Genomic DNA, 21072 nt, shown 5'->3' with positions numbered 1-21072 from the left:
CGCATCGGTGAGGGTGCTTGTAGGCCCCTCTGGCCCCACCTAGCTTCGTCCGCGTCGACCCAGTTGACATAACTATAAGGCTTTACTTGAGGATGAGGGTCGAGGTCGGGAGCCCCAACATGACACCTCCGCACAACTACCTCGCGGTCATCAAGGTCGTCGGCATCGGCGGCGGCGGGGTGAACGCGGTCAATCGGATGATCGAGGTCGGCCTCAAGGGGGTCGAGTTCATCGCCATCAACACCGACGCCCAGGCGTTGCTGATGAGCGACGCCGACGTGAAGCTCGACGTCGGCCGCGAACTCACCCGCGGCCTCGGCGCGGGCGCGCAGCCCGACGTCGGACGGCAGGCCGCCGAGGACCACCGCGAAGAGATCGAGGAAGTGCTCAAGGGCGCCGACATGGTCTTCGTCACCGCCGGCGAGGGTGGTGGCACCGGCACCGGCGGGGCGCCCGTCGTGGCGTCGATCGCCCGCAAGCTCGGCGCGCTCACCATCGGCGTCGTCACGCGCCCGTTCTCCTTCGAGGGGAAGCGGCGGGCCGTGCAGGCCGAGTCGGGGATCGAGGAGCTGCGCAACGAGTGCGACACGCTCATCGTGATCCCGAACGACCGGCTGCTGCAGCTCGGTGACCGCAACGTCAGCGTCATGGACGCGTTCCGCACCGCCGATCAGGTGCTGCTGTCCGGTGTCCAGGGCATCACGGACCTGATCACCACGCCCGGGCTGATCAACCTGGACTTCGCCGACGTCAAGTCGGTCATGTCCGGGGCGGGCTCGGCGCTGATGGGCATCGGCAGCGCCCGCGGGGACAACCGTGCGCTGCTGGCCGCGGAGCAAGCGATCGCCAGCCCGCTGCTGGAGGCCTCGATGGAGGGCGCCCACGGCGTCCTGCTGTCGATCTCCGGCGGCTCGGACCTGGGCCTGTTCGAGATCAACGAGGCCGCCTCGCTGGTCTCCGACGCCGCGCACGCCGACGCCAACATCATCTTCGGCGCCGTCATCGACGACGCCCTCGGTGACGAGGTCCGGGTCACGGTCATCGCGGCCGGGTTCGACAGCGGCCGCCCCAGCGCCCGCAAGGACCCGAGCTTCGGGGCGGTGACGCCGGCGGCGCCGGCGGCTCCGCCGGCCACGGCCCAGCGGCCGGCCGCCGTGCCGCAGCCGGTCCGCCCGGCGACGGCCCCGGCGGCGACGGGGGAGCGGCTGCTGCCGCAGGCCCCCGCGCCGGCTCCGGCGCCCGCTCCGGCTCCGGCACCCGTGGCGGCCCGTCCGGGCACGCAGGGCGGCGGGATCACCGTTCCGCCCCTGCCGCCCATCCCGGGTCCGGTGTCGGCGAGCACGGCCGGCCGGCGACCGCTGTCGAGCGAGGACTTCGAGGAGGAGCTGGACATCCCGGAGTTCCTCCGCCAGTGAGGAGGAGCCCGGTAGCGTCGGGCCCATGAGTTCCGTACCGGCCGCCCCCTCGGCGGTGCGACCCCGCCGGGTCGTCACCGACCGACGGGGCGGCCGGTCCTCGTCTCCCTACGACACGTTCAACCTCGGCGGGCACGTCGGCGACGACCCGGCCGCGGTCGCCGCCAACCGGGAGCGGCTCGCCCGGGAGATCGGCGTGCCCGGCGACCGGCTGGTCTGGATGGACCAGGTGCACGGCCGCGGCGTGGCCGTCGTCGACGGGCCGGTGGAGGGCCCGCTGCCGGCCACCGACGCCGTGGTGACGGCGACCCCCGGGCTCGTGCTGTGCGTGCTGGTCGCCGACTGCGTGCCGATCCTGCTGGTGGACCCCGAGGCCGGGGTGGTCGCCGCGGTGCACGCCGGCCGCGAGGGGTTGCGCCAGGGCGTCGTCCCCGCCGCGCTGTCGGCGATGGCGAGCCTGGGGGCCCGCGCGCGGCACGTGTCGGCGCTGCTGGGCCCCGCGGTGTGCGGCGCGTGCTACGAGGTGCCCGAGCAGATGCAGGCCGAGGTGGCTCGGGTGGCGCCCGCAGCGGCCGTCCCGACGCGGAAGGGCACCCCGGGGCTGGACCTGCGCGCCGGGGTGGAGGAGATCCTCCGCCGGGCCGGCATCCCGGAGGTGGTGCACGACCCGCGCTGCACCGTCGAGGACCGGCAGCTGTTCTCCCACCGACGCGACGGGGTCACCGGCCGACAGGCCGGGGTGGTCTGGCTCGGGTGAGGGCCCGCTCGCGCGGCCGGGGATGATCCCGGCATGAGCGAGCTCGCCGAGCACCTGCGCACCGTGCGGGCCCGGGTCGACGCCGCCGCCCGGGCGGCCGGCCGCGACCCGGCCTCGGTCGCGCTGCTGGCGGTCAGCAAGACCTGGCCGGCCGACGACGTGGCCTCCCTCGCCGCGCTCGGGCAGCGCGACTTCGGCGAGAACCGCGTCCAGGAGCTCGTCGCGAAGGCGCGGGAGCTGGAGGGTGTGGCCGTCCGCTGGCACTTCGTCGGCCAGCTGCAGCGCAACAAGGCCGCCGCCGTCGCCCGTCTCGGGGCCGTCGTGCACTCCCTGGACCGGGAGGCACTGGTGGCGGTCCTGGGCCGGGTGGGGGAGGAGGCCGGTCGTCCGGTGGAGGTCTACGTCCAGGTGGACCTCGGCGGCCCGGAGGGGGAGCTCGCCGCCCGCGGTGGAGCCGCGCCGGGCGACGTCCCCGCGCTGGCCGACGCCGTCGCCGGACAAGCCGGGCTGCGGCTGGCCGGGCTCATGGCGGTGGCGCCCCGGGGCGAGGAGCCGGCGGCGGCGTTCGGGCGGCTGGCCGAGCTCTCCGCGCGGGTGCGCGCCGACCACCCGGAGGCCGTCGGGATCTCGGCCGGGATGAGCGGCGACCTCGAGGCGGCGGTCGCGGCCGGCAGCACCGTCGTGCGTGTCGGAACCGCGATCTTCGGCCGGCGGCTTCTACCCTCCCCGTCAGATGCGGCTCACCAGCCACGCGAGTCACACCAGTCACACGGACCCCGGGGGTCCGAGTAGAGGGGGAGGTCCGATGGCCGGAGCCATGCGGAAGATGGGCATCTACCTGGGGCTCGTCGAGGACGACGACGCCCGCGCCTACGGCCGGTACGACGCCCGCCAGTCCGACGACCGCTACGACGACCGCCGCTACGGCCGATACCTCCCCGAGGACGGCTACGACGACGGGCACCTCGAGGGTCGCGACCACTACGAGTACTACGAGGAGGAGCTGGCCGCGCCCGAGCCGCCGCCGGCGCCCGAGCCCGTGGTGCTGCGTCGCGGCGGCTCCGCCCGGAGCCTCGGTGTCGCGCCCGCCGCCGGCTCGACCGCGGCCGGCCGGCTGGCCGCCTCGTCGCCGATGTCCTCGACCGGCTCCTCCGGCGGGTCCTCGCTGGGGTCGGCCGGGAGTGCCGCGGTCGCCCAGGTGCGCGAGCCGGTGGCCGTCGCGGTGCCCGAGCCGGCTCCGGCTCCGCAGCCCTACCGCATCACGACGCTGCACCCGCGCACCTACAACGAGGCCCGCCAGATCGGCGAGAGCTTCCGCGAAGGCAGGCCCGTGATCATGAACCTGACCGAGATGGACGACGCCGACGCCAAGCGCCTGGTCGACTTCGCTGCGGGTCTGTCGTTCGGGCTGCGCGGTAGTATCGAGCGCGTCACGGCGAAGGTGTTCCTGCTCAGTCCGCGGGACGTCGACGTGACCGCCGAGGACAAGGCGAAGATCCGCGAGGGCGGCTTCTTCAACCAGTCCTAGGCGCCATCGGCCGCACGTGGCCGGTGGTCACCGCGGCACGCCTGTGCCCTTGGACGAACGAGGACCGTGGCCGTTTTCTGGGAGATCCTGTCAGCAGTGCTGCTCGTCTTCCTCATCCTGCTGTTCGCGCGGTTCGTCGTCGACTGGGTGATGGTGCTGGCCCGCAGCTGGCGCCCGTCCGGGCTGGTCGCGGCGGGTCTGGAGGTCGTCTACTCGACCACGGACCCACCGCTGAAGGCCGTCCGCAAGGTGATCCCGCCACTCAACCTGGGGGCCATCCGGCTGGACCTCGGGTTTATGGTGCTCCTGATAGCCGTGTTCATCCTGAAGGGGATCGTGGACGGGCTGGCGTTCCGCGCGTGAGCGCCTCCCTGTCCCCGTCGCGGCGTCGCCGCGTGTCGGCTGGTGGCTGCCGCCGCCCGTCCGAGAACGTCCCTGTTCCCGCCGTCCGACCCGAGGTGAGCTAGTTGCCACTCACGCCTGCCGACGTCCACAACGTCGTCTTCAAGAAGCCGCCGATCGGCAAGCGCGGCTATGACGAGGACGAGGTCGACGCCTTCCTCGACGTGGTCGAGGCCGAGCTCGCCCGGCTGATCGAGGAGAACAACGAGCTGCGCGCCACCACCGGCCGCGCGCCCGCGACCGTCGTCGAGCAGCCCGCGCCCGCCCCGGCCCCCGCCCCCGTGCAGGCGCCGCCGCCGGCCGCGCCGCGCGAGGACGACAGCGCCCGCGCCTCCCGGATGCTGGCCCTGGCCACGGAGACGGCCGACCGGTACGTCAACGAGGCCAAGGCCCAGGCCGACGAGATGCTGGCCGGTGCCAAGACCAACAGCGAGCGGCTGCTGTCCGACGCCCGGGCCAAGAGCGACCAGATGGTCAGCGAGGCCAAGATGCGCGCCGACACGATGCTCGGCGACGCCCGCACCCGCGCGGAGACCCTGGAGCGCGAGTCGCGCGCCAAGGCCGCCGCCCTGGAGCAGGACGCCGAGCGGCGGCACTCCGAGGCCGTCAGCGGCCTCGAGCAGAAGCGCAGCAGCCTCGAGCGCAAGATCGAGGAGCTGCGTACCTACGAGCGCGAGTACCGCACCCGCCTGCGGTCCTACCTCGAGTCGCACCTGCGCGACCTGGACGGCCGCGGCTCCGCCGAGCCCGCCCCGGCCGGCCGGCAGAACCAGCACGCGTCGGCCTGACGCCCGCACCGCCCGACGAGGGCCCCCGGACCGCATCGGTCCGGGGGCCCTCGTGCGTCCACGGCCGGGGCAGCCTCGAGGCGCGCCGCGTGGACGTCCGCCGCTACAGTCGAACGGTGATCTTGGCGGCCGGACTGCTGGTCCTCGCGGGACTGGGTCTGTTCGTGGGTGGCCTCGCCACCGGGACGACGAGCTTCTACTGGGGGTGCGTCGCCTGCTGTGCGCTGGCCGCCGCGCTCCTCGTCCTCGTGCGGGTGGCCCCGCGTGCCCCGGAGGCGTCGGACGAGGAGCGCCGGGAGGCCGAGGACCGGGCCGCACGGGAACGGCTCGCGGCCCGCTCGGCGCCGCCGCCCACCCCTCCGGTGACGCGGGGGCCGACCACCACTCCGCCGATCACCGTCCCCCCGGTGCTCTCCGAGCGCGACGCGGCACCCGCCCAGGAGCCGGAGGCGCCCACCGGGCGGCACTCCGACCGGGCCGGCGCCGCGACCGGGGAGACCCCCACCGCCGGTGAGCCGGTCGCGGCCGGACGCTCCGCCGCCCGGTCCTCCCGCCAGCACGCGGGCCCGGACTCCGACGGGGGTGACCCCGCGGAGGAGGAGGTCGAGTTCACCGACCTGCTCATGGTCGTCGACATGCGCGACCAGGTCCTCGTCGTCGACGAGCACCCGCGCTACCACCTGGCGGACTGCCGCTGGCTGCGCGGGCGGGCGACCATCCCGCTCCCGGTCGCCGAGGCGCGCAGCGACGGCTTCACGCCGTGCGCGGTGTGCTGCCCCGACGGCCACCTCGCCGAGATCGCCCGCGCCCGCAGGGCCGCGCAGAAGTAGCTCCGCGCGGCCCGGGCCCCGGGATCGGCTCCGTCACCCCTCGGCGCGGGCCACCCAGAAGCGCGACCCGCCGGGGCCGTCGATGCCCGGCCCCTCGCCCGCCGTCTGCGCGTGCACGGCGACGGCCAGCACCTCGGCCGCCACCGGGTCCGCCTGCTCGGTCAGCGCCTGGGCGATGGCGCCCTCGCCGGTCCAGCGCAGCTCGATCCGGTCGCTGACCGCGAGGCCGGTGGCCTTGCGGGCCTCCTGCACCAGCCGCACCGCCTCGCGGACCAGCCCGGCGCGCTCCAGCTCCGGGGTGAGCGTGAGGTCCAGCGCCACGGTGAGGCCGCCGCCGCTGGCGACCGTCCACCCCTCGCGCGGGGTCTCGGTGACGACCAGGTCGCCGTCCTCCAGCGGCACCGGTGCGCCGTCGACCTCGACCGACGCCGTCCCGGCGCGGTAGGCCGCGACGAGCCCGACGGCGTCGGCCGCGGCGACGGCCTGGGCCACGGCCTGGACCTGCTTGCCCAGCCGCCGGCCGACGGCCCGGAAGTCCACCTTCACGCTGACGTCGACGAGCCCGCCCTCGGCCGCCAGCTCGGTGGTCGCCTGCACGTTCAGCTCGTCGGCGAGCTCGGCCTTCAGGTCCGTGGGCAACGAGGACCAGCCGGGGGCGGCGACCAGCGCACGGGCCAGCGGCTGGCGGGTGCGGACCTTCGACGACGTCCGCGCCGAGCGGCCGAGCTCCACCAGCCGGCGGACCAGGGCGATCTGCTCGACCAGCTGGGGGTCCCGGGCCTCGGCGTCGACGGTCGGCCAGGTGGCCAGGTGCACGGAGTCGACGGCGCCCGCGCGACCGGCGACCACCGCCCGTGACCACACCTCGTCGGTGACGAACGGCGTGAACGGCGCCATGAGGCGGGTCAGCCCGTCGAGCACCTCGTGCAGCGTGCCCAGCGCCGCCGGGTCGCCGTCCCAGAAGCGGCGGCGGGAGCGGCGGACGTACCAGTTGGAGAGGTCGTCGACGAACTGCGCCAGCTGCCGGCCGGCACCCTGGGTGTCGAAGTCCTCGAGCGCGGCGGTGACGCCCTCGGTGACCTCGGCGAGCGTGGCCAGTGCCCAGCGGTCCAGCAGCGGCCGTTCGGCGCGCGGCGGTGCCGGCGTCGTGGCCGGGTCCCAGCCGTTGGTCTCGGCGTAGAGGGTGAAGAAGCTCGCGGTGTTCCAGTAGGTCAGCAGGACCTTGCGGACCACCTCGGACAGCGTCTCGTGCCCCACGCGCCGGGCCGACCACGGCGACCCGCCGGCCAGCATGAACCAGCGGACGGCGTCGGCGCCGTGCCGGTCCATCAGGGGGATGGGCTCGAGGATGTTGCCCAGGTGCTTGCTCATCTTGCGGCCGTCCTCGGCGAGGATGTGGCCCAGGCACAGGACGTTCTCGTAGGAGTTCTGCCCGAACACCAGCGTGCCGACCGCCATCAGCGAGTAGAACCAGCCGCGGGTCTGGTCGATCGCCTCGCAGATGAACTGCGCCGGGTAGGCGGCCTCGAACTGTTCCTGGTTGCGGTACGGCGCCCCCCACTGGGCGAACGGCATCGAGCCGGAGTCGTACCAGGCGTCGATGACCTGCGGCACCCGGCGGAAGGTGCCCTCCTCGCCGTCCAGCGTGAAGGTGATCTCGTCGATGAACGGCCGGTGCGGGTCCAGGTCGGACAGGTCGCGCCCGGTCAGCTCCGACAGCTCGGCGAGCGAGCCGACGGCGACCACGCGCGTCGGGTCGGCGTCGTTGCGCCAGATCGGCAGCGGGGTGCCCCAGTAGCGGTCGCGGGACAGCGCCCAGTCGACGTTGTTGTGCAGCCAGTCGCCGTACCGGCCCCACTGGATGGTCTCGGGGTACCAGCGGGTCTTCTCGTTCTCCGCCAGCAGCTGGTCCTTGACGGTGCTGGTCCGGATGTACCAGGACGGCTGGGCGTAGTACATGAGCGGCGTGTGGCAGCGCCAGCAGTGCGGGTAGCTGTGCTCGTAGCGCTGCTCGCGCCACAGCACCCCACGCTCGGTCATGTCGACCACGAGCCGGTCGTCGGCGGCCTTGAAGAAGTGCCCGCCCACCAGGGGGACCTCGGCGAGGAAGTGCCCGCTGGAGTCGATCGGGTTGACGACCGGCAGCCCGTAGCCGCGGCAGACGGTGAGGTCGTCGGCGCCGAACGCGGGGGACTGGTGGACCAGGCCGGTGCCGTCGTCGGTGGTCACGTAGTCGGCGAGGACGACGTAGTGCGCGTCGCCCTCGGGGAAGTCGACGAGCTCGAACGGCCGCTGGTAGTGCACGCGCTCCCAGTCGCGGCCCGTCGTGGTGGCCAGGACCTCGCGCGGGGTGTCGGCACCGAGGACGGCGTCCACCAGCGGTTCGGCGACGACGACGGTGCGCTCCCGGCCGTCGTGCGTGGTGCGGACGACGAGGTAGGTCACGTCGGGGTTGACCGCGACGGCGGTGTTGGACGGCAGCGTCCACGGCGTCGTCGTCCAGATCAGCAGGTCGGCCCGGCCGGCCCACTCGCCGCTGGTGACGGGGAGGCTGACGTACACCGAGGGGTCGGTGATCGACTCGTAGCCCTGGGCCACCTCGTGGTCGGACAGCCCGGTGCCGCAGCGCGGGCAGTAGGGCGCCACCCGGTGGTCCTCGACCAGCAGGCCCTTCTCGAACACCTGCTTGAGCGACCACCAGACGCTCTCGACGTACTGCGGGTCCATCGTCCAGTAGGCGGTGGACATGTCGACCCAGTAGCCCATCCGGCGGGTGAGCTCGGAGAACGAGTCGACGTGCCGCAGCACGGACTCCCGGCACTTCGCGTTGAACTCCGCGATGCCGAACCGCTCGATGTCGGGCTTCCCGGCGAAGCCCAGCTCCTGCTCGACGGCGATCTCGACGGGCAGGCCGTGGCAGTCCCACCCGGCGCGGCGGGGCACGTGCCAGCCCTGCATCGTCTTGAAGCGGGGGAAGACGTCCTTGAACGCGCGGGCCTCGATGTGGTGGGTGCCCGGCCGGCCGTTCGCCGTGGGCGGACCCTCGTACACGTTCCACTGCGGCCGGCCCTGCGACTCCGCCACGCTCCGGGCGAACACCTCCGCCTCCTCCCAGCGGCGCAGGACGTCGTGCTCCAGGGCGGGCAGGTCGACCTGCGGGGGCAGCGCGCGGAAGGGGCCGGGAGAGCTCACGCTCCCATTGTCCCCGAGGCGTCGAGCGGCTCCCGCACTGGTGGAACAGGACCGACACGCGCGTACGGGAGACTGCCCCCGTGACGGGGGCCGGGCGGTGAACACGACGGTCACCGTCGCGCTCGCTGTCGGTGCCCTCGTGGTCCTCGTCGCCGCGGTGGCGCTGCGGCTGGCCGACCGGCTGGGGTTGCCCAGCCTGCTGCTGTACCTGGCGCTCGGGGTGGCCCTGGGGGAGAGCGGCGCGGGGGTCCAGTTCGAGGACGTCGAGCTGACCCAGACGCTGGGGGTCGCCGCGCTCGTGGTCATCCTCGCCGAGGGCGGCCTGACCACCCGGTGGGCCGACGTGCGCCGCGCGGTGGGGCCGGGGATCGCGCTGTCCACGGTCGGCGTCGCGGTGAGCGTGGCCGTCACCGGGGCGATCGGGGTCGCCCTGCTCGACCTCTCCTGGGCCTCCGCCCTGCTGCTCGGCGCCGTCGTCAGCTCCACCGACGCCGCGGCCGTGTTCGCCACCCTCCGCCGGCTCCCGCTGCCCCGCCGGATGGTCGCCGCCCTGGAGGTGGAGAGCGGGCTCAACGACGCGCCGGTCATCCTCCTCGTCGTCGTCCTCGCCGAGCGGCTCACCGGCGGTGAGCCGGCCGCCTGGTGGGTGACGCTGCTCGAGGTGGTGGGCGAGCTCGCCGGGGGAGCGGTGATCGGCGTCGCGCTCGGGGCGGCGGGCGCGTGGCTCCTGCGCCGCTCGGCGCTGCCGCTGTCGGGCTTCTACCCGTTGGCGACCCTGGCGCTGTGCGTGCTGGCGTTCGCCTCGGCCGACCTGCTGCACACCTCCGGGTTCGTAGCCGTCTACCTGTGCGCGCTGGTGCTCGGCAACGCGCCGCTGCCGCACCGGTCGGCGAGCATCGGCTTCGCCGAGGGCATGGCGTCGCTGGCCCAGATCGGGCTGTTCGTGCTGCTGGGACTGCTCGCCTCACCGGAGCGGCTGCTCGACGCGCTCGGGCCGGCGCTCGTCGTCGGCGGGGCGCTGCTGCTGGTGGCGCGGCCGCTGTCGGTGGTGGCCAGCCTGGCGCCGTTCCGGATGCCGTTCTCGCAGATGGCCTTCATCTCGTGGGCGGGCCTGCGCGGTGCGGTGCCGATCGTGCTCGCCACGTTCCCGGTCGCGGCCGGCGTCCCCGAGGCGACGCAGGTCTTCGACACCGTCTTCGTGCTGGTCGTCGTCTTCACGCTGATCCAGGGCCGCTCGCTGCCGTGGGTGGCCCGCCGGCTGGGCATCGCCGCGCCGATCACCCCGCGCGAGGTCCAGGTGGAGTCCGCGCCCCTGGAGGAGCTGGACGCCGAGCTCATGCAGCTGACCGTGCCGGCGGGGTCGCGATTGCACGGCGTCTACCTGCCGGAGCTGCGGTTGCCCGAGGACGCCGCCGTCGTCCTCATCGTGCGCGCGGGCCGGTCGTTCGTGCCCGACGCGACCACCCGGCTGATGCGGGGGGACCAGGCGCTGCTGGTGTCGGCGCGGCGGTCGCGGGCCGAGGCCGAGCGCCGGCTGCGGGCGGTCAGCCGCGCCGGCCGCCTGGCGACCTGGCGCGGCGAGACCGGCAGCCCCACCGAGGCCGACTGAGCGGAGTCGCTCGGTGTCAGCCCACCAGTTCCAGGGTCTTCGTCGTCTCGTCGCGGACCTCGCGCAGCAGCGTCAGGTCGGTGGCGAGGCTGCGGCCGTAGGAGGGGATGGCCTCCTGCAGCGCCGGCCGCCAGCCGTCGATCTGCTGGGGGAAGCAACGCTCCATCAGCGTGAGCATCGCCGACACCGCGGTCGACGCGCCGGGGGAGGCGCCGAGCAGACCGGCGATGCTGCCGTCGGCGCCGGTGATGAGCTCGGTGCCGAACTGCAGGATGCCCTTGCCGCTGTTCGGGTCCTTCTTGATGACCTGCACCCGCTGACCGGCGGTGATCATGTCCCAGTCGCCCTGCTCGGCCAGCGGCACGAAGCCCTGCAGCGTGCGGTGGCGGGCGGCGCGGGACTGCAGCAGCTCGCCGATCAGGTAGCGCGTCAGCGCCAGCTCGGTGCGGGCCACGCCCAGCATCGAGCCCAGGTTGTTGGGCTTCACCGACAGCGGCAGGTCGAACATCGACCCGGCCTTAAGGAACTTGGGGGAGAAGCCCGCGTAGGGGCCGAACAGCAGCGAGTACTCGCCGTCGACCAGGCGCAGGTCCAGGTGCGGCACGGACATCGGCGGTGCGCCGACGGCGGCCTGGCCGTACACCTTGGCCTGGTGGCGGGAGACGAGCTCGGGGGAGCGGGTGCGCAGGAACTGGCCGCTGACCGGGAAGCCGCCGAAGCCGCCGATCTCCGGGATCCCGGCCTTCTGCAGCAGGGGCAGCGCGCCGCCGCCGGCGCCCACGAAGACGAAGCGGGCCCGCACCGTGCGGTGCTCGCCGGTGACGGCGTCCTCGACGGTCACCTTCCAGCGGCCGTCGTCCATGCGCTCGAGGTCGTCGACCCGCTGGCCGACGTGGACGTGCACCCCGCGGTTCTCCGCGTCCTCCAGCTGCAGCCGGGTGAGCGCGCCGAAGTTGACGTCGGTGCCGGCGACGGCGCGCGTCGCGGCGATCACCTCGGCCGGGTCGCGGCCGGCCATCATCAGCGGGACCCACTCGGCGAACGTCGACGGGTCGTCGGTGTACTCCATGCCCTCGAACAGCGGGTGCGCGACGAGCGAGGTGTACCGGTTGCGCATGTACGCGCGACCCTTCTCGCCCGTCACGAAGCTGATGTGCGGGACCGGGGTGATGAAGTCCTTGGGCGAGCCGGTCATGCCGCGGCGGACCAGGTGCGACCAGAACTGGCGCGACAGCTGGAACTGCTCGTTGATGGTCGCGGCCTTGGTCGCGTCGACCCGGCCGTCGGGCCCGGCGGGCGTGTAGTTGAGCTCGCAGAGCGCGGCGTGGCCGGTCCCGGCGTTGTTCCACGGGCCGGAGCTCTCCTCGGCCACCGAGGGGCCGGACTCGAAGACCGCGACGCTCCAGTCGGGAGCGACGATGCCGAGCAGCGACGCGAGGGTCGCGCTCATGATTCCGCCGCCGACGAGGACTACGTCGGGATCGGTGACGGGGGCGAGCTCGGTGGACACGCGTTGCCTCTCTGGCCGGGTAGAAGGTCCAACACCGACCATCGGCCCTCGCAGGCCCGGGCACGCTCCCTCATCGGTGTGAGATGCGTCGTACCCGTCATGACATGGATCACGCGGACGCCGGTGGTACGCCGGGACCGGCCGCGGCGGGCCGGGCGGGAACCCGCTCAACGGTAAGGTCGGGCCGCCGGCCGGCCACCTCCGGCCCCCGAGATCCCTGGAGCGCGTGCTGTCCGCTGAGTCCGAGGACGCCCGTGGCGACGAGCCGGGAGCCACCCCGGCGAGCACCGCGCCGGAGCGCCGGCCCCGGACCCGGCTGCTGCTGGCGATCGCCGCCGGCGTCCTGCTGCTCGACATCGCCAGCAAGCTGATCGTGGTCGCCACCCTCGACCGCGGGGAGGACGTCCGGCTGCTGGGCGGGGCGCTGCACCTCACCCACGCACGCAACACCGGCGCCGCGTTCTCCTTCGCCGAGGGCTTCACCGTGGTGTTCACGCTGATCGCCGTGGCCGTCGCGGTCGTCATCGTGCGCGCGTCCCGCCGGTTGTTCTCCCTGGGCTGGGCGATCGCGCTCGGCCTGGTGCTCGGCGGCGCCGTGGGCAACCTGCTGGACCGGGTGTTCCGCGATCCCGGGTTCCTGCGCGGTGGCGTCGTCGACTTCATCTCGGTGTTCGCGCCGGGTGGCGAGTTCTTCCCGATCTTCAACCTCGCCGACTCGGCGATCACCTGCGGCGGGATCCTGGGTGCGGTGCTGGCGCTGCGGGGGATCGAGTTCGACGGGTCGCGGGCGGGCGCGGGCGATGCGGACGGCGACCGTGGCTGAGCCGCGTCCGTCGAGCGGGGTCCGGCTGTCGCTCCCACCGGTCACAATGGACTCGTGACCTCCGGCCTGCACCGCGCGCTGCCGGTGCCGGACGGGCTGGAGGGCCAGCGGGTCGACCAGGCGCTCAGCCGGCTGTTCGGGCTGACCCGGACCGCCGCCGCGGACCTCGCCGACGCCGGCGCGGTGGTCGTCGACGGGCGGGTGCGCGACAAGGGCGACCGGCTGTCCGGCGGCAGCTGGCTGGAGGTCGAGCTCCCGCCGCCGCCCGGTGAGCCCGCCGCGCCGCAGCCGGTCCCCGGCATGGCGGTCGTGTACGACGACGACGACCTCGTCGTCGTCGACAAGCCGGTCGGGGTCGCCGCCCACCCCTCCCCGGGCTGGGACGGGCCGACCGTGATCGGCGGGCTCGCGGCCGCGGGCTACCGCGTCTCCACCTCCGGTGCCGCCGAGCGCCAGGGCGTCGTCCACCGGCTGGACGCCGCCACGACCGGGCTGATGGTCGTGGCGAAGAGCGAGCGGGCCTACACCGCGCTCAAGGCGGCGTTCAAGGAGCGGACGGTCGACAAGGGCTACCACGCCCTCGTGCAGGGCCACCCCGACCCGACGAAGGGCACCATCGACGCGCCCATCGACCGGCATCCGAAGCACGACTGGAAGTTCGCCGTCGTCAGCGGCGGCCGGCCGTCGGTGACCCACTACGAGGTGATCGAGGCCTTCCGGGCCGCGAGCCTGGTCGACGTCCACCTCGAGACCGGCCGCACCCACCAGATCCGGGTGCACTTCGCCGCGATGCGCCACCCGTGCGTGGGCGATCCGCTCTACGGCGCCGACCCGACCCTGTCCGCCCGGCTCGGGGTGTCGCGGCAGTGGCTGCACGCCGTCCGGCTCGGCTTCGCGCACCCGGCGGACGGCCGGTGGGTGGAGTTCACCAGCGACTACCCCGCCGACCTGGCCGGCGCCCTGGCGATCCTCCGGGCCGAGGCCCAGGGGTAGGACCGGGGTCAGGGATGGACGGGCTGCCGACGTCGCTCGCCGACTACGGTCCGGCGGCGCTGTCGGCCGTCGCCGTCGCCGTCTACCTCGTCGCCGGGGAACCGGTGGTCGGCGCGGTGCTGCACCGCCGCTTCGAGGGGCGGCTGCGCACCGACGCCGGGGCGCGGCGCTCCTTCTACCTCCGGCTGCTGATCCTGGAGTGGGGGCTGGCGCTGCTGGCGCTGGTCATCTGGTGGTCGGCGCCGGACGTCGACGCCGCCGCGGTGGGGCTGGCCTGGCCCGACGGCTGGCCCGGCCCCGTCGCCGGCGGGCTGGCGCTGCTGGTCGTCGTCTTCGTCGTCGCCTCCACCCGCGCGCTGCGCGGCGGCGTGCTCCACGAGCTCCCCGCGCCGGCGGCGGACGCGGCGGCCGGTCGGCACGCGGAGCTGCCCGTGCACGCCACCCTGGCGCTGCTGCCGCGGACGCGGTCGGAGCGGCGGCTGTTCACCGTGGTCGGGCTCACCGCCGGCATCTGCGAGGAGTGGCTCTACCGCGGCTTCTTCCTGGCGGTGGTCACGGCGATCGCCGGGGACCTGCCCGACCTCGCGCTGGTGGCCGTGGCCGCGGTCGCGTTCGGGCTGGCCCACGCCTACCAGGGGGTGGGCGGTGTGCTGACGACCGCCGTCCTCGGCGCGGTCATGGCGGCGCTGTACCTCGACACCGGCTCGCTGCTGCTGCCCGTCCTGCTCCACGCGCTGATCGACCTCCGCTTCCTCGCCGTCCCCAGCCGGGCGCTGCCCTCGGCGGGCGTGCGGTGAGCGCGGCGGTCGCGCAGCCGGCGGACATGCCGGAGGTGGTGGCGCTGCGCACCCGCGTCTTCGTGCAGGAGCAGGGCGTGCCGCCGGAGATGGAGCAGGACGCCACCGACGCCGTGGCGGTGCACGCGGTCGGCCGGGACGACTCCGGCCGGGTCGTCGCCACCGGCCGGCTGTTCGAGCGGGACGGCAGAGGCGTGATCGGCCGGATGGCGGTCGACGCCGGCGCCCGCGGCGGCGGCCACGGTGCCGCGGTGCTCGCGGTGCTGCACGCCGAAGCGGCCCGGCGGGGCCTGCCGGAGGTGGAGATCCACGCGCAGGTGGGGGCGCGTGGCTTCTGGGAGCGGGCCGGCTACACGGCGGTGGGTGAGGAGTTCGAGGAGGCGGGGATCCGGCACGTCACCATGCGCCGGGTGCTGTGAGGGATCGGTCCGACTGTGTCGAGACACCTTCCTGTCGGTCCCCCGGAGTAGACCTCTTCGGTGCGAGGATCGGGGCACCGTCCGACCCCGCCCTCGGCGACACACAGGGCACCCGCAGCACCGGTCTTCCCCGCCGGTCGTCCGCCGGATCCCGACGGCGGGCAGGCACGACCACTGAGGAGCACGACCGTCCGTGAGCAGCACCCCCGACTCCTTCGTCCACCTGCACGTCCACACCGAGTACTCGATGCTGGACGGCGCGGCGAAGCTCCCGGAGGTGACCAAGGCCGCCGCCGAGCACGGGATGCCGGCGCTGGCGATGACCGACCACGGCAACGTGTTCGGCGCCTACGACTTCTACAAGCAGGCCAACGCGGCCGGTGTGAAGCCGATCATCGGCATGGAGGGCTACTACACGCCCGGCTCCCGCTTCGACCGGGCGCCGTTCGACTTCGGCGACAAGCTGATCGACGAGGAGGGCGACGGCGGGAACAACCGCGGCAAGGCCGCGTACACCCACATGACGCTGCTGGCCCGCACCACCGAGGGCATGCACAACCTCTTCCGCATCTCCTCGCTGGCCAGCCTGGAGGGCCAGTACCGCAAGCCGCGCTTCGACCGTGACCTGCTGGAGCGCTACGGCAAGGGCCTGATCGCCACGACCGGCTGCCCCTCGGGCGAGGTCAACATGTGGCTGCGTGCCGGCAAGGAGGACAAGGCCCGCCAGGCCGCAGCGGACTTCCAGGACATCTTCGGCAAGGAGAACTTCTACGCCGAGGTGATGGACCACGGGCTGTCCATCGAGAAGAAGACCAAGCCGGCGCTGCTGGCCATCGCCAAGGACCTCGGCATCCCGCTGCTGGGCACCAACGACCTGCACTACACGCACAAGGAGGACGCGCAGGCCCACGACGCGCTCCTGTGCATCCAGACCGGGTCGCGGCTGAACGAGACCAACCGCTTCCGGTTCAACGGGGACGGGTACTACCTCAAGAGCCCCGCGGAGATGCGGTCGCTGTTCGCCGAGATGCCCGAGGCCTGCGACAACACCCTCCTGATCGCCGAGCAGTGCGAGGTCCAGTTCACCGAGGGCGCGGACCTCATGCCCCGCTTCCCGCTGCCGGAGGGCGAGGACGAGACCTCCTGGTTCATCAAGGAGGTCGAGCGCGGGCTGCACAAGCGCTACCCCGGCGGCATCCCCGACCACGTGCGCAAGCAGGCCGACTACGAGACCGGGATCATCTGCCAGATGGGCTTCCCGGGGTACTTCCTCGTGGTCGCCGACTTCATCAACTGGGCCAAGGACAACGGCATCCGCGTCGGTCCGGGCCGTGGCTCGGCCGCCGGCTCGCTGGCCGCCTACGCCATGGGCATCACCGACCTCGACCCGCTGGCCCACGGGCTGATCTTCGAGCGCTTCCTCAACCCCGAGCGCGTCTCCATGCCCGACGTCGACATCGACTTCGACGACCGCCGCCGCGGCGAGGTCATCCAGTACGTCTCGCAGAAGTACGGCGAGGAGCGGGTCAGCCAGATCGTCACCTACGGCACGATCAAGGCCAAGGCCGCCATCAAGGACGCCGCCCGCGTGCTCGACCGGCCCTTCTCGGTGGGCGACGAGCTGACCAAGCTCATGCCGCCGGACGTGATGGGCAAGGGCATCCCGCTGTCGGGCGTCTTCGACCCCAAGCACGACCGCTACAAGGAGGCCGCGGAGTTCCGCGCCCGCTACGAGTCCGACCCCGGTGCCGCCGAGGTCGTCGACCAGGCGCGCAAGCTCGAGGGCCTGAAGCGCCAGTGGGGCGTGCACGCGGCCGGCGTCATCATCGGCCGCTACCCGCTGATCGACAGCATCCCGATCATGCGCCGCGAGGCCGACGGCGCGATCATCACGCAGTTCGACTACCCGACGTGCGAGACGCTCGGGCTGCTCAAGATGGACTTCCTGGGGCTGCGCAACCTCACGGTGATCGACGACGCGCTGCGCAACATCGTGGCCAACGGCAAGGACGCGATCGACCTCGACGAGATCAGCAAGGACCTCACCGACCCGGCGACCTACGCGCTGCTGTCCCGGGGCGAGACGCTCGGGGTCTTCCAGTTCGACGGCGGGCCGATGCGCTCGCTGCTGCGCCTCATGCGGCCGGACAACTTCGAGGACATCTCCGCCGTCGGCGCGCTCTACCGGCCCGGTCCGATGGGCGCGAACTCGCACACGAACTACGCGCTGCGCAAGAACGGCCAGCAGGAGATCACGCCGATCCACCCGGAGCTCGCCGAGCCGCTGGAGGAGATCCTCGGCCAGACCTACGGCCTGATCGTCTACCAGGAGCAGGTCATGGCGATCGCGCAGAAGGTCGCCGGGTACTCCCTCGGCAAGGCCGACCTGCTGCGCCGCGCGATGGGCAAGAAGAAGAAGTCGGTCCTGGACGCCGAGTACGTCGGCTTCGAGGCCGGCATGAAGGAGAACGGCTTCTCGGCCGCGGCGGTCAAGACGCTGTGGGACATCCTCGTCCCGTTCGCCGACTACGCGTTCAACAAGGCGCACTCGGCCGCCTACGGCCTGGTCTCCTACTGGACGGCGTACCTCAAGGCCAACTACCCGGCCGAGTACATGGCCGGTCTGCTCACCAGCGTCCAGGACGACAAGGACCGCCGTCCCGTCTACCTGGCCGAGTGCCGGCGGATGGGCATCAAGGTGCTGCCGCCGGACGTGAACGAGTCGTCCTGGGACTTCACCGCCGTCGGCACCGACATCCGGTTCGGGCTCGCCTCGGTGCGCAACGTCGGCCACAACGTCGTCGACTCGATCGTCCGGGCCCGTGAGGAGAAGGGCGCCTTCAAGGACTTCGCCGACTTCATGAAGAAGATCGACACGGTGGCCTGCAACAAGAAGGTCATCGAGTCCCTGGCCAAGGCCGGCGCGTTCGACTCCATGGGGCACTCCCGGCAGGGGATCGTCGCCGTGCACGCGCAGGCCGTCGACTCCGCGATGGGCCTCAAGCGCAAGGAGGCCGAGGGCCAGTTCGACCTCTTCGGCAGCTTCGGCGGCGACGACCCGGCCGACGACCCGTTCGCCGGGGCCCTGGACATCACCATCCCGACGGCGGACTGGTCGAAGAACGAGCGGCTGATGTTCGAGCGCGACATGCTCGGCCTCTACGTCTCCGACCACCCGCTGCACGGGGTCGAGCACGTGCTCACCTCGCACGCCGACACCCCGATCGCCGAGATCAACGCCGGCGGCGTCGAGGACGGCGCGAACGTGACGATCGCCGGCATCCTCACTGCGGTCTCCCCGCGCACCAACAAGCAGGGCGCACCGTGGGCCATCGCCACGCTGGAGGACCTCGAGTCCGGCATCGAGGTGCTGTTCTTCCCCAAGACCTGGGCCGAGGTGTCGGAGAAGGTCGTCCGCGACCAGATCGTCGTGGTCAAGGGCCGGATCAGCCGGCGCGACGACCAGCCGTCGCTCTTCGGGTCCGAGGTGACCGTCCCCGAGCTCACCGAGGGGCCGCGCGGGCCGGTGCTCGTCTCCATGCCGGCCGCCCGATGCACCCCGCCGGTGGTCGAGCGGCTCCGCGAGGTCCTCGGCAGCCACCCGGGGACCACCGAGGTGCAGCTCAAGCTGGTCAACGGCGCCCGCGAGACGGTGCTGCGGCTGGACCAGGGGCTGCGGGTGCGGCCGAGCACCGCGCTGATGGGTGACATCAAGGCACTGCTCGGGCCGACCAGCGTCGCGCTGCTCTGAGCCCCTGCCGATGACGTCCAGCTCGGGAGGGTTCACTGGAGGGGTGAGTGACACCGCCGGTCCGCTGCCGGCTGCCCCGGAAGCGGGGGTTCCGGCCACCGTCGGACGGCACGTCGAGCGACGGGCGGCTGCCGTCGCCGGCCGCTGGGGCGGGGTGGCCGAGCTGCGTGCCGACCTCGCGCCGGCGCTGCGGCTGACCGCCGTCCTCGTGCTCGCCGGGATCCCCGCCGGCCTCCTGTGGTGGCTGCTGGCTCCGCGCGAGGACTACCGCGTCCTCGCCGACGGCGCGGTGCAGGCGCTGGGCGACACGTCCTCGGAGCTGTTCGCCGCCGACGACGGCGTCTTCGTGCTGATCCTGGGTGGGCTCGGCCTGCTGGCCGGGATCGGCGGCTGGCTGCTGCGCCGCCGGCGCGGGGTCACCCTGCTGGCCGCCCTCGCGGTCGGCACGGGCCTGGCCGGGGTGCTGGCCTGGCAGCTGGGGGAGCTGCTGGGACCCGGCCCGACCGCCGAGGACCTCACCGACGTCGGCGCGACGGTCACCACGCGGCTGGAGCTGGCGTCGATGCCGGCCCTGGCCGTGGCCCCGTTCGTCGCCGTCCTGGTCTACGTGGTGGCCACTCTCCTGGCCGCCGGAGAGGACCTCGGCCGCACCCCGGAAGCGGGTCGCGACCAGGCCTTGCCGGCCGGGAGCCCCGCGGAGTCGGGCCAGACCCTGCAGACCGATCCCGGCGAGCGCCGCTTCTAGGTTCGGCCACCACGCACTCGGCGGTTCTCGAGCGTGTGCGCTGAGGCCGCATGTCCAGGCGGAAAGTGCGGCTTCCGCGCACCCCGTCGGCTGCTCGAGCGATGTGCTCGGCGCGTCCGTTCTACCGTGCCCTGTGCGGTTGGTCCCTCCAGACGACGCCGGCTGGTCGCGCCGGTTCGACCACGAGATGGCCGTGCTCCGCGCGAGTCTCGGGCACGTGCCGGAGATCGAACACATCGGTTCGACGGCGTTGGCGATCGAGAGCAAGGACGTCGTCGACGTCCTCGTGGGCGTCGAGCCCGAGCAGCACGACTCCGCGATAACCCGCCTCAGGCAGGCGGGCTACCAGCTGGACGGGATACGCCGTACGGCAGAGGGCGAACGCCACTCCTGGCTGGCACGGATGGTCGATCAGCAGCGCGTGACGGTGGTGCACGTCGTGGACCTCGCTGGGGCGGAGTGGCGTCGCCGGACGAGGTTCCGCGACGCGCTGCGAGCGGACCGGGCACTGCTCGAGGCGTACGTGGCGCTGAAGCGGGAGATCGCCCGATCGACCGACGACTGGAGCGAGTACACGGCTCGCAAGGCCGACTTCGTGCAGCGGATAGTCGCCAGTTGACGGCGGCTCCTCGGGGGACGGTCGTGTCCTCGAGCCGGTCGCTCAGGGAGCCGCTCAGGTCCGAATCGTCGCGCCATACGGGCGGGTGCAGGCGGTTGTGGAACCGGGGGGAGCCCGAGACACTGTCGACGTGCCCGCGCGCCCAGCCATGAGTGAGTGGTCGGGGATCCTCGTCGCGCTGATGACGCTGCCCTTCTTGGTCAGCGCGGCACCGGTCGAGTCCTCCACGGTCTCGGGCATCGCAGTTCTCGGGGTCGTCATCGCGAGCGTCGTGGCGCGCGCCCTGGGTGCCGTCCGACGTGAGGCGCCCTCGCTGCGCGCCGGCGTTCGCGTCTCCGGCGAGGAACAGCACCGACAGGGTGTCTTCCAGCGGGTGAGTCATCCGTCGGCGCCCGGGAGACCGCTCCCGCGCGCACCGCAGCCCTGCCGCGGCTGACCCCCCGATCGCCGAGCGCGTAGCGCGCCCCTGGGTTCAGCCGTCCGTCAGTCATGCCCTCTCGACGGATAGGCAGGTTCGTTCATGCTCGATTGGCTGTACACCGCGATCGCGTGGGTGATGAAGCAGTGGCACGCACTGTTCTCCACGTTCCTGGATCCCGCCTCGGGCATCACCTGGGCGTTGTCGATCGTGATGCTGGTGGTCACGATCCGGATCCTGCTGTTCCGGTTGTTCATCAAGCAGGTGAAGAGCCAGCGGGCGATGCAGGAGCTCCAGCCGGAGATCCAGAAGCTGCGCAAGCAGTACGGGTCGGACCGGCAGGGCTTCTCCGAGGCCATGATGAAGCTGCAGAAGGAGCGCGGGGTCAACCCGCTGGCCGGCTGTCTGCCGATCCTGCCGCAGATCCCGATCTTCATCGCGCTGTTCCACGTGCTGCGCCGGCTGCAGCCGGGCGC

General features: G+C 73.1%; 18 protein-coding genes. 16 read left to right on the top strand and 2 right to left on the bottom strand.

From position 1 onward, the window contains the following. Positions 1-119: 119 nt before the first annotated feature. From ftsZ to N555_RS27115, 7 genes are all read left to right on the top strand, one after another. A complete protein-coding gene (gene ftsZ, locus N555_RS0122235; RefSeq protein ID WP_029433694.1) occupies positions 120-1415 on the top strand; it encodes a cell division protein FtsZ in 1296 nt (431 codons plus the stop codon). A gap of 25 nt (positions 1416-1440) precedes the next feature. Beyond that, positions 1441-2172, top strand: coding sequence for a peptidoglycan editing factor PgeF (pgeF, locus tag N555_RS0122230; protein ID WP_081866418.1), 732 nt, complete (start codon positions 1441-1443; stop codon positions 2170-2172). A gap of 33 nt (positions 2173-2205) precedes the next feature. Next, positions 2206-2964: a YggS family pyridoxal phosphate-dependent enzyme gene (locus tag N555_RS0122225; protein WP_029433692.1), complete on the top strand. Its 759-nt coding sequence runs from the start codon at positions 2206-2208 to the stop codon at positions 2962-2964. A 13-nt stretch (positions 2965-2977) separates the two neighbouring features. Beyond that, positions 2978-3700, top strand: a complete 723-nt coding sequence (locus N555_RS29185) for a cell division protein SepF (protein ID WP_029433691.1) — start codon at positions 2978-2980, stop codon at positions 3698-3700. Positions 3701-3766: 66 nt separating this feature from the next. Next, the gene (locus N555_RS0122215) at positions 3767-4063 is read left to right on the top strand and encodes a YggT family protein (protein WP_029433690.1); all 297 of its coding nucleotides are present in this window, start codon (positions 3767-3769) and stop codon (positions 4061-4063) included. Positions 4064-4167: 104 nt separating this feature from the next. Then, complete coding sequence (locus tag N555_RS0122210) at positions 4168-4890, top strand: DivIVA domain-containing protein (RefSeq protein WP_029433689.1); 723 nt, start codon at positions 4168-4170, stop codon at positions 4888-4890. Positions 4891-5006: 116 nt separating this feature from the next. After that, the gene (locus N555_RS27115; RefSeq protein ID WP_051684366.1) at positions 5007-5720 is read left to right on the top strand and encodes a hypothetical protein; all 714 of its coding nucleotides are present in this window, start codon (positions 5007-5009) and stop codon (positions 5718-5720) included. 33 nt (positions 5721-5753) lie between these two features. Here the strand turns inward: N555_RS27115 and ileS are convergent, their stop codons facing one another. Further along, the gene (ileS, locus tag N555_RS0122200; RefSeq protein ID WP_029433687.1) at positions 5754-8912 is read right to left on the bottom strand and encodes an isoleucine--tRNA ligase; all 3159 of its coding nucleotides are present in this window, start codon (positions 8910-8912) and stop codon (positions 5754-5756) included. 97 nt (positions 8913-9009) lie between these two features. Here ileS and N555_RS0122195 point away from each other — a divergent pair, with 97 nt between their 5' ends. Beyond that, positions 9010-10521, top strand: coding sequence for a potassium/proton antiporter (locus N555_RS0122195; protein WP_029433686.1), 1512 nt, complete (start codon positions 9010-9012; stop codon positions 10519-10521). Between the two features lie 16 nt (positions 10522-10537). Here N555_RS0122195 and mqo read toward each other — a convergent pair whose 3' ends face one another. Continuing rightward, complete coding sequence (mqo, locus tag N555_RS0122190; protein ID WP_029433685.1) at positions 10538-12031, bottom strand: malate dehydrogenase (quinone); 1494 nt, start codon at positions 12029-12031, stop codon at positions 10538-10540. Between the two features lie 226 nt (positions 12032-12257). Here mqo and lspA point away from each other — a divergent pair, with 226 nt between their 5' ends. From lspA to yidC, 8 genes are all read left to right on the top strand, one after another. After that, entirely contained in the window at positions 12258-12854 is a 597-nt protein-coding gene (gene lspA, locus N555_RS26315) for a signal peptidase II (protein ID WP_231503090.1), read from the top strand. 54 nt (positions 12855-12908) lie between these two features. Further along, positions 12909-13847, top strand: coding sequence for an RluA family pseudouridine synthase (locus tag N555_RS0122180; RefSeq protein ID WP_029433683.1), 939 nt, complete (start codon positions 12909-12911; stop codon positions 13845-13847). A gap of 14 nt (positions 13848-13861) precedes the next feature. Beyond that, a complete protein-coding gene (locus N555_RS0122175) occupies positions 13862-14644 on the top strand; it encodes a CPBP family intramembrane glutamic endopeptidase (protein ID WP_029433682.1) in 783 nt (260 codons plus the stop codon). After that, positions 14641-15063, top strand: coding sequence for a GNAT family N-acetyltransferase (locus N555_RS0122170; protein WP_029433681.1), 423 nt, complete (start codon positions 14641-14643; stop codon positions 15061-15063). The genes N555_RS0122175 and N555_RS0122170 overlap by 4 nt, the downstream gene beginning before the upstream one ends. 193 nt (positions 15064-15256) lie before the next feature. Continuing rightward, a complete protein-coding gene (gene dnaE / locus N555_RS0122165; RefSeq protein WP_029433680.1) occupies positions 15257-18814 on the top strand; it encodes a DNA polymerase III subunit alpha in 3558 nt (1185 codons plus the stop codon). A 43-nt stretch (positions 18815-18857) separates the two neighbouring features. Continuing rightward, a complete protein-coding gene (locus tag N555_RS28055) occupies positions 18858-19559 on the top strand; it encodes an LPXTG cell wall anchor domain-containing protein (RefSeq protein ID WP_051684364.1) in 702 nt (233 codons plus the stop codon). Between the two features lie 139 nt (positions 19560-19698). Continuing rightward, entirely contained in the window at positions 19699-20178 is a 480-nt protein-coding gene (locus tag N555_RS28050; protein WP_197029122.1) for a GrpB family protein, read from the top strand. A gap of 520 nt (positions 20179-20698) precedes the next feature. Then, a partial coding sequence (gene yidC, locus N555_RS0122145; protein WP_029433676.1) for a membrane protein insertase YidC occupies positions 20699-21072 on the top strand: 374 nt, incomplete at its 3' end.

It is taken from the genome of Blastococcus sp. URHD0036 (assembly GCF_000701365.1).
In the GTDB taxonomy this organism is placed as follows: domain Bacteria; phylum Actinomycetota; class Actinomycetes; order Mycobacteriales; family Geodermatophilaceae; genus Trujillonella.
This window is presented reverse-complemented; position numbering and strand designations above follow the sequence as displayed.